8 protein-coding genes are annotated in these 12,233 nt (G+C 32.1%); 7 read left to right on the top strand and 1 reads right to left on the bottom strand.

Features of this window, described 5'->3' with window-relative positions:
* Positions 1-62: 62 nt before the first annotated feature.
* The 7 genes from Q4Q35_RS11610 to guaB all read left to right on the top strand — a co-directional run bounded on the left by Q4Q35_RS11610 (position 63) and on the right by guaB (position 11,054).
* Positions 63-1,166, top strand: coding sequence for an imelysin family protein (locus tag Q4Q35_RS11610; RefSeq protein WP_303278140.1), 1,104 nt, complete (start codon positions 63-65; stop codon positions 1,164-1,166).
* A 222-nt stretch (positions 1,167-1,388) separates the two neighbouring features.
* The gene (locus Q4Q35_RS11605) at positions 1,389-2,747 is read left to right on the top strand and encodes an HTTM domain-containing protein (RefSeq protein ID WP_303278139.1); all 1,359 of its coding nucleotides are present in this window, start codon (positions 1,389-1,391) and stop codon (positions 2,745-2,747) included.
* Positions 2,728-5,172, top strand: a complete 2,445-nt coding sequence (locus Q4Q35_RS11600) for a TonB-dependent receptor domain-containing protein (RefSeq protein WP_303278138.1) — start codon at positions 2,728-2,730, stop codon at positions 5,170-5,172. The genes Q4Q35_RS11605 and Q4Q35_RS11600 overlap by 20 nt, the downstream gene beginning before the upstream one ends.
* An 11-nt stretch (positions 5,173-5,183) precedes the next feature.
* Positions 5,184-5,639 (top strand): heme-binding domain-containing protein, encoded by a 456-nt coding sequence (locus tag Q4Q35_RS11595; RefSeq protein WP_303278137.1) that lies wholly within the window; start codon positions 5,184-5,186, stop codon positions 5,637-5,639.
* A gap of 346 nt (positions 5,640-5,985) precedes the next feature.
* Positions 5,986-8,736 carry an outer membrane beta-barrel protein gene (locus tag Q4Q35_RS11590; protein WP_303278136.1) on the top strand — a complete coding sequence of 917 codons (2,751 nt, stop codon included), beginning with the start codon at positions 5,986-5,988 and terminating at the stop codon, positions 8,734-8,736.
* 77 nt (positions 8,737-8,813) lie between these two features.
* Positions 8,814-9,521 (top strand): Insecticidal toxin complex protein, encoded by a 708-nt coding sequence (locus Q4Q35_RS11585; RefSeq protein WP_303278135.1) that lies wholly within the window; start codon positions 8,814-8,816, stop codon positions 9,519-9,521.
* A 60-nt stretch (positions 9,522-9,581) separates the two neighbouring features.
* Complete coding sequence (gene guaB / locus Q4Q35_RS11580) at positions 9,582-11,054, top strand: IMP dehydrogenase (RefSeq protein ID WP_303278134.1); 1,473 nt, start codon at positions 9,582-9,584, stop codon at positions 11,052-11,054.
* On the opposite strand, the gene Q4Q35_RS11575 is transcribed toward guaB, so the two are convergent.
* Positions 11,047-12,225 carry an MFS transporter gene (locus Q4Q35_RS11575; RefSeq protein WP_303278133.1) on the bottom strand — a complete coding sequence of 393 codons (1,179 nt, stop codon included), beginning with the start codon at positions 12,223-12,225 and terminating at the stop codon, positions 11,047-11,049. The two genes, guaB and Q4Q35_RS11575, sit on opposite strands and share 8 nt — an antisense overlap.
* Between the last annotated feature and the right edge of the window lie 8 nt (positions 12,226-12,233).

Below are 12,233 nucleotides of genomic sequence, written 5' to 3'. Positions count from 1 at the left end.
TGTATTACATGATACAATAACTACTTTTAGTATTTTTGCAAAATTATATTTAACAAGAGTTTATGTTTACAGTAAGAAAGATTTTATTAACGTTAACGGCCGTTGCTTTTATGATGGCTTGTGGTTCTTCGTCTTCAGATGATGAACCTTCAGAAGAAACAGATACTTTTGATAGAGGAGCCTTATTGACCAACATCTCTAACAATATCATTATTCCTGCATTTCAAGATTTAGTCACAAAACTTTCAGTTTTAGAGTCGGATAAAGATACATTTATAACAACGCCAGATCAAACAAATTTAGATGCTCTGAGAGCTTCATGGTTAGAAGCTTATAAAGTATGGCAATATGTAGAAATGTTTAACATAGGTGAAGCAGAAGCCTTGCTATATGGGTTTCAAATGAACGTATATCCAACAAATACAATTGATATTGAAAACAATGTATCTGCGGGAACTTACGATTTGACAAGTGTTAATAACAATGATGCTGTTGGTTTTCCGGCGGTAGATTATTTGCTTTATGGTGTGGCAAATGACGATACTTCAATCTTGGCAAAATTTGCAGAGGCTAATTATAAAAATTACCTTTCGGATGTAATAAACCAAATGAAATCCTTAACAGAAACAGTTCTAAACGATTGGACAGGTTCTTATAAAGATACTTTTGTAAGCCAAACTGGTAATACAGCTACAAGTGCTTTAAATAAGTTTACAAATGATTATGTTTTTTATTACGAAAAAGGATTACGTGCTAATAAAATAGGCATTCCAGCAGGAGTATTTTCTACCGACCCATTACCCGAAAAAGTAGAAGGATTTTATGGTAAATCATTTTCAAAAGAATTAGTTTTAGAAGCCTTAAATGCCGTACAGGATTTATTTAATGGTAAGGCATATACAAGCAGTGCGACAGGAGAAAGTTTTAAAACCTATTTGCAAAATTTAGAGCGAAACGATTTGGTGACTACGATTACTACCAGATTTAATGATGCCCGCCAAAAACTAGAAGCTTTAAATGACGATCTTAATTCGCAAATAAATACTGATAACACTAAAATGACAGAAGCTTACGATGCCCTGCAACTGGCAGTGGTATCTTTAAAAGTAGATATGCTCCAGGCATTTAATATTAGTGTGGATTACGTAGACGCCGATGGCGATTAAAATGAAAAAAGTAAAATAAAAAGGTTGTCCAAAAAATAGACAACCTTTTTTTGTATAGAACTCATTTAGACTTTTTGGATTTTAGCGAAAATTAGAAGTTTTTAGCTCTGTTGAAGACTTTTTTGAGTTGCATAACAGGGTTACGGAAGGAAAAAAAGACAAAAATAGAGTTGAAAACAGCAATTTTTTAGCAAATTGAAAAAGTCTAAATGAGTTCATAAAATGAATTTCAATACAAAAACGTATTTAAGCGAAAACACTAGCGCAGCACCCTTAGCAGTATTTAGAATTGCTTTTGGTATTATGATGTGTTTTGGTATGATTCGTTTTTGGTACCATGGTTGGATTGAAACCTTATATATTCTGCCAAAATTTCATTTTTCTTATTATGGATTCGAGTGGATAAAACCTTTGGGGGTTTACACATATTTACTATTTATTGTATGTGCTATAGCAGCACTATTTATAGCACTTGGTTTTAAATACAGGCTTGCCATTATTATCTTTTTTTTAAGTTTTACTTACATCGAATTGATGGACAAAACAACATATTTAAACCATTACTATTTTATTAGTTTAATGAGTCTGTTAATGATTTTTTTACCGGCCAACGCCTATTTTTCGGTCGATAATGTTTTAAGAAAAAAATCATATAAAAATATCCCAAAATGGACTATAGACAGTGTAAAACTTCTTTTAGGTATTGTTTATTTTTATGCAGGTTTGGCTAAAATAAATAGTGATTGGCTGCTTGAAGCTATGCCACTAAAAATATGGCTGCCATCTAAATATGATTTGCCATTAATTGGAGATACGTTAATGCACCAGAACTGGTTCCACTTTGCGATGAGTTGGAGCGGCATGCTTTACGATTTATCAATTCCTTTTCTATTACTGTACAAAAGAACCCGGGTTTTTGCTTTTGTTTTGGTACTCATTTTTCACATATTTACGCGAGTATTGTTTCCAATAGGTATGTTTCCGTTCATCATGATCGTGTCTACATTAATATTCTTTGATGCCAGTTTACATATAAAAATCATCAATTTTTTAAAACGTTTATTTAAATACGTGGTCTCAAACATTACCACAAAATCAAACTATAACTATCAATTTAGAAAACCAATTACAGGGTTTTTAGCGCTGTTTTTCGTTATCCAATTAATCTTTCCTTTTAGATACTTGATCTACCCCAATGAATTGTTTTGGACAGAGGAAGGCTTTCGTTTTTCATGGCGTGTCATGCTCATGGAAAAAATGGGCATTTCAACCTTTAAGATTGTGAATGGAGAAACAGGCGATTTTTTTTATGTTGATAATAAGGATTTTTTAACCCCATTTCAAGAAAAGCAAATGAGCTTTCAACCCGACTTTATATTAGAGTACTCACATTATCTGGGTGATCATTTTACATTACAAGGACACGAAAATGTTCAGGTTTTTGTAGAAAGTTATGTAGCATTAAATGGCCGGTTAAGTCAACCTTTTATAGACAAAAACGTAGATTTGTACCGCGAAAAAGAATCGTTTAAACCAAAGTATTGGATATTACCTTTTAAAGATGAAATTAAAGGACTGTAAACTAATTTTTGCACTTATTTTTAGTGTTTCCCTCTACGCACAGCAAACCATTAAAGGCGTTGTTGTATTTTCCGGAAATAAAACCCCCATTGCTGATGTAAATGTTTATGATAAAGCATCAGGCTTGTTAACAACCACTAATTCGGAAGGGTATTTTGAATTTCAAACCTCAAAAAAGGACATGGTTTTGGTGTTTTTTTCTTTTGAATATACTGTAAAGGAAGTAGATATTAATACGGAAACAACCCAGAACCTGGAAGTTGTTTTGCAGGACTTGACCACAACATTGACAGAAGTTGAAGTCACAGCAAGAAAGCGGCGTATCTTTGAGTTAAAACGGCTTAACGATGTCGAGGAAACGGCTATTTATGCAGGTAAGAAAACAGAGGTTGTTTTAGTAGACCAATCTATGGCAAATTTGGCATCGAATAATTCACGCCAAATATATAGTCAGGTTACAGGATTGAATATTTATCAAAATGACGATGCAGGATTGCAATTGAATATAGGAGGTAGGGGTTTAGACCCCAACCGGACTGCAAATTTTAATACAAGGCAAAACGGATATGATATTAGTGCAGACGTTTTAGGGTATCCGGAGAGTTACTATACACCGGCATCAGAAGGTTTAGAGGAAATACAGATCATTCGAGGAGCGGCCTCTTTACAGTACGGAACACAATTTGGGGGTTTGGTTAATTTTAAAATGAAATCGCCAAACCCAAACAAACCTTTAGAAATTATAACCAGAAACACATTGGGAAGTTTTGGATTGTATACCAATTTTACAAGTTTAAGTGGAACCAAAAATAAACTAAGTTATTATACATATTTTAATTATAAAAAAGGTGATGGCTTTAGGCCAAATTCAGAGTTCGAATCTAAGAATGCTTTTGCACATTTAGGTTATCAATTTAATGATAAGACAAAGTTAACAGGTGAGATTACGTATTTGCGTTATTTAGCACAGCAAGGAGGTGGGTTAAACGATTCGCAGTTTAGAGAAGACCCTTTTCAAAGTAATCGTACACGTAATTGGTTTCAAGTCGATTGGCTATTGTATAATCTTAAGGTAGCTCACAAATTTTCTGAAGCTACTAATTTTACATTTAACTTTTTTGGTTTAGATGCAAATCGAGTGGCTTTAGGTTTCAGAGATCGAAGAGTAGATTTACCCGATCCGGGAGGAGAGAGAGATTTAATTTCTAGTGATTTTAACAATTATGGTTTTGAAACACGTTTGTTGACAAAATACAAGTTCTTTAAAAAAGATGCCACATTTTTAATTGGTGCTAAATTTTACAAAGCAGATAATAGTTATTTTCAGGGGCCAGGTTCTGCGGGTTCTGATGCAGATTTTTCTTCTGCTATAGACGATTTTCCATTTTATAGGAGCCAATCTGAATACGATAATCCAAACTTAAATGTTGCTGTATTTAGCGAAAATATATTTTATATCAATGACAAGCTTTCCGTTACACCAGGGTTTAGATTAGAATATATAAAAACGGAAAGTATTGGTATGCAAAAGACATTTAATTTTGATGGAGCAGGAAACCCAATTAATTCTGGAACAGAGTTTCAAGATGAAGAAAAGGAACGATCGTTTGTATTATTAGGAATAGGTACTAGTTATAAAGCTTCAAAATGGATAGAATTTTATGGTAATATTTCACAAAATTACAGATCGGTAACCTTTGGAGATTTAAACGTCGTAAATCCAGCAAATGCTGTAGATCCAGATATTGATGATGAAAAAGGATTTACTGCAGACATTGGGGTAAGAGGTAATATTAAAAATCTAGTGTCCTTTGATACTAATATTTTTGGATTGTTTTATAACGATAGAATAGGGCTTATAGATGCGCAAATCCCACCGGTAAACTTTATAGGTAAACTAAGAACTAATATAGGAGATGCCAGGATTTTAGGACTAGAATCGTTAATAGATTTTAATCTTAAAAATATTTTTAGATTGAATAATAATTTCAGAGCCAATTATTTTATAAACACCTCTTTCGTAACTTCAGAATATACCACTTCTAATTTTGAAAATACAAGCTCTGATCTAACTATAGGAAATAAGGTGGAGTTTATACCAGATGTTAATATAAAAACGGGTATTCAATTTGGATATAAGAATTTGTTATCTAGTATTCAGTATACTTATTTAAGTTCTCAATTTACAGATGCTGGAAATTCGACAGTAGAGGATGATTTTAATAGTATTGTTGGAGAAATTCCAGCATACGATATTTTAGATATATCATTATCTTACAAGTATAAAAAAATTAAGCTAGAAACAGGAATTAATAACGTTTTGGACAATCGTTATTTTACCAGAAGGGCAACTGGATATCCGGGACCAGGTATCATTCCTTCTGCTCCTAGGAATTTTTATGCTACATTGCAACTTAAATTTTAAATTAAGAGACCATGAAAAAAGCCAAAAAAATATTAGTTATATTATTGATTGCTTTAGTGTTAATTCAATTTTATAGACCAGAAAAAAACAATGCCGAATATCTAGATGTTGCAGCTTTTGAAGCAGAAACTAAACCTGGTAAAGACGTAGCTGCTATTTTAAAAGCGCAGTGTTACGATTGCCATAGTAATAAAACAGAATATCCTTGGTATGCTGAAATAGCCCCAATATCTTTTTGGTTAGATGATCATATTAAAGATGGTAGTAAACATTTTAATGTTTCAAAATGGGATACATACAAGGATAAAAAGAAAGATCATAAACTAGAAGAACTAATAGAGGAAGTTGAAGCAGGTGAAATGCCATTGAAATCTTATACTTGGATACATGGTTCTATTACTCAAGAAGACAAAGAAGCATTAATTGTTTGGGCAAAAAAAGCTCGTGAGAACTATCATCTAGAATAAAAGGTATAAACCTATACTTTGCTAAAAATGGGATTAGTTCAACTTACAATTTTGAATGTGTCTTGCAGATTTCTCAAAATTGAGTGTCATTAATAAAAAATGGATACAAGTAAACTTATCTAAATTACCTTAGAAAAATGCCGGTAATTCTGGCATTATTACTTTAAAGCAACTACTTCAAAAAGTAAATACATTTACCGTTACATCTTTTTAATTTGTATTATTTTTATTACATTTAATGATTGCTGCTAATAATTTTTATTAATAAGTTATTTTTTAACATATAACCATTAAACCTTTAGTTTAAAAATATGTCTCAATATGACACCTTATAAAAACATTCATATTGAATAAATTACTTTTACTATTATTATTTACGTCAGCATTATTATCTGCTCAAAAATTCACATTAAAAGGCGTCGTTAAAGACCTAAATACAACTTCTCTAGAGGGTGCTACAGTTTATCTTCAAAGTATAAAAGACAGTATTCCTATTGCTTATGGAATAACTAATAAAGATGGGGAGTTTTCAATACGAGTTAATACTGAAAATGGTTCAAAAGCTATTTTTAATATCGCTTATTTAGGTTATAAACCTTATAAAAAAAATATAGATGTACCTAGTGGTGACCTATTAAATATGGGTATTATTACCTTAGAAGATCAAATTGAAGAACTAAATGTTGTCTCTATAATTGGGAAAGCACCTCCTATTATAATTAAAAAAGATACCATAGAGTATAATGCTGATAGTTTTAAAACATTGCCCAACGATAAAGCAGAAGATTTACTAAAAAAATTGCCTGGAATAGAAATTGATTTAGATGGTAATATAACTGTAAATGGTATAGAAGTAGAGGCTGTAAATGTGGATGGGATGCGATTTTTTGGAGAGAAAAAGGGAGAGGTTGCTTTAAAAAACTTACCAAGTAATGTGATAAGTAAAGTGCAGGTTACCGATTATAAAACCAATATGCAAAAGTTTACAGGAGAAGAATCTGATTCTGAGACTAAAGAAATAAACTTTAAAATAAAAAAAGGAAAAAACCATGCTACTTTTGGCGATTTAAAAGGGGGCTATGGAACAGATAAAAAATATCAAGCCAATGCCAATATTTTTCAGTTAATTGATGGCAAACAACTAGGGGTTATTGCTGGAACCAATAATATTAATATGTCTAGAGGGTTTAATGCCCTGCCAGATACCAATGCAAGTAATGGCCATATTAAATCTGATTTTGTGGGCGCTAATTATACTAAAGGAAGGTGGAATGAAACACGTGTAAATGGAAATTATAGATATAGTTCGCAAAATAATGACACAGAGCAAAAAAGCCATAAAGAGAATTTTTTACCCGATTTAAATTATATTACAGATTCGGAAAGTAGTGGCTATAGTGATTCTGATAGTCACCGGGCAGGGATGGATTTAAAATTTATTATCAAACCAAAAAATAAATTAACGAATAATAGAGTTCAATTGTCTAATGAAACAGATTTTAATACGAGTAATAGAGCATCAGGTTCGCTTGTAGATAGAACATCGCAATATGCTAATGGTGATTTAGTAAGTGATTATAATGCTTCAAACACATCTATGTCTACAAATTATGAGATTAAAAATAACTTTAGTGTAACTTCTATAGTAGGAAAAGGGCGAGATTATTTAAATGTCGGACTGACAACTGATTTTAATAAAGGAGATACAGAAAGCACAAAGTATTCGAAAAATAAACTCTACACAAGGAACGACTCTATTATTCAAGACCAAATAAGTGACATAAAAACGAATAACAGTAATATCAATTTCTATGCTTTATGGAATAAAGAGTTATTTCTTAATTTTAGAGTGATTCCTAAATATAATGTTGTTATTCATTCTGAGAAAAATGAAAATTTTATTTACGATTTTGATGATGATACAGAAGTGTATGATGATTTTAATGACGTTTTAAGTTCAGATAGTAAATATGTCACAACAACCATTAAACCAGCGTTACGACTAAGGTATGATTATAAATATTTTCGTTTTGAAGTAGAAGGTACTTTTACAAATACGTATAGAAACTATAAAGATGAGTTAGTAAATACTAGAAATTTCAAAAAAGATTTTGAATATGTAACCTATACGGGACGCATACGGTATAGAGATAAAAATGGTTATAAAAACATCACGTTAAATTATAATCAAAGTGTAAATTTACCATCAGCAAATCAATTACAACCTGTTGAAGATGTTACTGATATTACACATATTCGAGTAGGAAATCCGCTTTTAGAACCACAAATTAATAATGATTTAAGTTTTAGATATCAAAATAATCTAGCTTACAATAATATAAATATTTCAGGAAACGCCAGGGTTCAATTTGTTCAAGATAAGATAATCAACGCCACTACAACCGATCAAGATTTAATTAAATATACGACCTACGATAATATAAATGGAGATTATTCACTAACAGGTAATGCAGCTATTTCAAAATCTTATTTTAATAAAAAAACGAATATAAATATTAACGCACGAATACAGGGAAGTTATAGAAATAACCTATCTATTCAAAACAATCTAAAGTTTACTGCAAAAACAACGACCATTAGGCCTTCAGTATCTTTTAAATATTCTTATGATAATAAATTGGATTTAAGTGGCTCCTATAGTTATTCTGCAAACGAAAGTGTTTACGATACAGATGTTTTTGATGACAATAACTACTTTGTTCAAAACTTAAACATAGAAACGTCTGTGTTTTTTTTAAAAAACGCTTTCTTGACTAATAAGGTGTCATATCGTTATAACAGTAGAGTTGGCGACGATTTTGATGGTGATGCCATTTTCTGGAATGCAGGACTTGGTGTAGAATTATGGAACAATAAAGGGACATTAACATTAGTTGGTTATGATATGCTTGGAAAAAATAACGGTTATAAAAGAACAGTAAATGAAACCTATATTCAAGATGTGGAAAATAAGATTTTAGAACAATATTTTATGATCACTTTTGTTTATAAATTCGGAAGATTTGCAGGTCAAAATATAAATGTTGGAAATAGAGGTAGAGGCGGTAGAAATAGAGGTTCTAGAGGTGGTAGATAAAATGTTTACTTTACCATAAATTAGATTATTTTACTGTATGTAAAAAACACTTTTCAGATATATCGTATTTTTATATCATGATACGACAGATCGTTTTTGCTCTTTTAATCACTTTAAATAGTAGACTTTCTGCTAAAGAATGGAAAAGCTTAAAAGCATATCAAAAAGAAACTCAAAAAGAACATTTAGCACCTTCAGATTGGTTAAGGCTAGATAGAATTCAAAACACCATATCATGGCAAAATGCTAATAAATATAATTTAATAAATAATTTACCTCAGGAGTATTTAAGAATCGTTGAGCGAAGAGATTTTTACAAATGGCTTTTCGAAACATATAATAAGCAAGAACATGAAGTTATGTGGGTAAAGATGGCTCATTTTATCTCTCGAAAACTACGTCTAATGGAATCTTTCCCATATTCTATATTCGCAAACAGACAAGTTTTACAATATGCTAAGGCTGGGAGTAAAACAGTTTTTAATAATGTTTTTATCGAATTGCAAAATATTTTTAATTCAGATATCATTTTAAAAGACGAAGAAGCTACTAAATGGGATGAGAAAATACTATATAAAGAGCAATACATTTGGTTAGAAAGTGTATATAAAACAATAGATGAACGCAGTTTAAAAAAAATGGAACGTATAGCAAAAGGGGTACTTTTGTATGGTTTAGTAGTGCCTAAAGCTATCCGTTTTAAAAATAAGTTATCGAATTCAGAAAACCGTTATAATTATGCAGTTGAGGTACTTAGACCATATTGCATAAATGGCTATAAATAATTATAATTATATCTTAGAATTTAGTTGTATATTTGCATGCAATTATAACGTAATTGCATCATGACTTCACATCAAAACAAAATAGTAGGAGAGGGATTAACCTACGATGATATCCTTTTAGTTCCGGCATTTTCAGAAGTTCTTCCACGCGAAGTTAATATTCAAACAAAATTTACTCGTAATATTACTATTAATGTACCTATTATTTCGGCAGCAATGGATACTGTTACCGAGAGTAAAATGGCTATTGCCATGGCACAAGAAGGAGGTATAGGCGTATTGCACAAAAATATGACTATTGAAGCACAGGCTTTAAAGGTTAGAAGAGTAAAGCGGGCCGAAAGTGGTATGATTATGGATCCTGTTACTTTACCACTTACTGCTAAGGTTAAAGATGCCAAGCAAGCCATGGCAGAACATGGTATTGGTGGTATTCCTATAGTTGATGAAAGTGGTACGTTAAAAGGAATTGTAACCAATCGTGATTTACGTTTCGAGCATGATAATTCCAGACTTATTGCAGAGGTAATGACTGGTGAAAATCTGGTAACTGCTGCTGTTGGAACGTCTTTAAAAGATGCTGAAAAAATTCTTCAAGAACATAAAATTGAAAAGTTACTTATAGTTGATGATAATTTTAAACTATCAGGTTTAATTACCTTTAGAGATATAACAAAACTTAGTCAGAAACCAATAGCAAATAAAGATCAATATGGACGTTTACGTGTCGCTGCGGCTATAGGTGTTACTGGAGATGCCGTAGATAGAGCAGAGGCTTTGGTAAGTGCTGGGGTTGATGCCGTTGTAATTGATACAGCACATGGTCATACCAAAGGTGTGGTTAATGTATTGAAAGAAATTAAGTCTAAATTCCCAGAATTAGAAGTTGTAGTAGGTAATATAGCAACAGGCGATGCAGCAAAATACTTGGTAGAAGCTGGAGCTGATGCTGTAAAAGTAGGTATCGGTCCAGGGTCTATTTGTACTACGCGTGTTGTTGCAGGGGTAGGGTTTCCTCAGTTTTCAGCAGTTTTAGAAGTTGCCGAAGCTATAAAAGGTACAGGTGTACCAGTTATAGCAGATGGAGGTATTCGTTATACAGGAGATATTCCAAAAGCGATTGCTGCAGGTGCAGATACTGTTATGTTAGGATCGTTGTTAGCAGGAACAAAAGAATCTCCTGGAGAAACTATTATATACGAAGGAAGAAAATTTAAGTCATACCGAGGCATGGGATCAGTTGAAGCGATGAAGCAAGGTAGTAAAGACCGATATTTTCAAGATGTAGAAGACGATATTAAAAAGCTCGTACCAGAAGGCATAGTAGGCAGAGTGCCTTATAAAGGAGATTTATACGAAAGTATCCATCAGTTTATTGGCGGTTTACGTGCCGGTATGGGATACTGTGGCGCAAAAGATATAGAGGCATTAAAAGAAAATGGAAGGTTTGTAAAAATCACAGCAAGTGGGATTAACGAAAGTCACCCTCATGATGTTACTATTACAAAAGAATCTCCTAATTACTCTAGATAGTTTTTGTTGGCGTTTTACTCAATGCTATTAATCCTAATATAGGCCCAATAGCAAGTATTACATAAATATTATTTGAATCTGTTAAACCTCTCATGTGGTTTATGATTTGAATACTAATTATAGTTATTGCAAACCCAATGCAATTGACTATTGTTAAAGCAGTTCCTTTTATTTCGGGCGTTGCGTTTTGCGCTACTAATGTTGAAAAAAGAGGAGAGTCGGCAATCACTACCATGCCCCAAAAGATGAGAAAAGCTATAAATATACTTTCCGATTCAGAAGTAAATACCCATGGTGATATTATACAGCATACACATGATAGTAATAGAGATATGAAAGCTGTTTTTTTAATACCAACTATTTGAGAAAGATAGCCTCCTAAAATACAAGCCAATCCACCAGACCCAATAATTATAAAAGATAGAACAGGAATGTTAAGTATAATTTCAGGATGCAAATTGCTATATCCTTTTAACATAATAGGTGTAAATGCCCAAAAGGCATAGAGTTCCCACATATGCCCAAAATATCCGAAAGCAGAAGAACGAAATTTGCGATTACGAAATACACTGAAAAAAGCTAAAAGATTTAACTTCTGGCTGGGTTTTCTATATGGGCCGTCGGGAACCATGATAAACATAAGTAACCCTCCAGTAATTGAAAGAGATGTTGTTGTAAATATTACAGATTTCCAGAACAATGTTTCCATAATTCCTTTTAATAAATGAGGTAAAGCAGTACCTAGTACCAGAGCTCCAACCAAAAAACCAAGTGATTTACCAAGCCCTTCACTATAATAATCAGCAGCTATTTTCATTCCTATGGGGTAAATTCCGGCAAGAAAAAAACCAGTAAAAAAGCGAAACAATAACAAACTGATTAAATGGTTACCTTCCCATAAGACTCCAATGTTAAATAAAGCAGATAATATAGCACTTATAAAAAATACTTTTGAAGGCTTATAGCGATCCGCAATGTTTAAAATAGCAAAGATTAACGTACCAGAGATAAAACCAAATTGAACAGAAGATGTTAAGTGACCTAAAGCATCAGCTTTAAGTTGAAAGGTGTCTATAAGGTCATTTATAATCCCATTGCTAGCAAACCAAAGTGATGTACACAAGAATTGAGAAACTACAATTACTTTAAGTATGGCACTTTGTTGTTGCATTTATAATT

The sequence above is a fragment of the Flavivirga aquimarina genome, from assembly GCF_030540835.1.
GTDB classification, from domain to species: Bacteria; Bacteroidota; Bacteroidia; order Flavobacteriales; family Flavobacteriaceae; genus Flavivirga; species Flavivirga aquimarina.
Note: the sequence above shows the minus strand (reverse complement) of the source record. Positions and strands in the feature narration are given on the sequence as shown.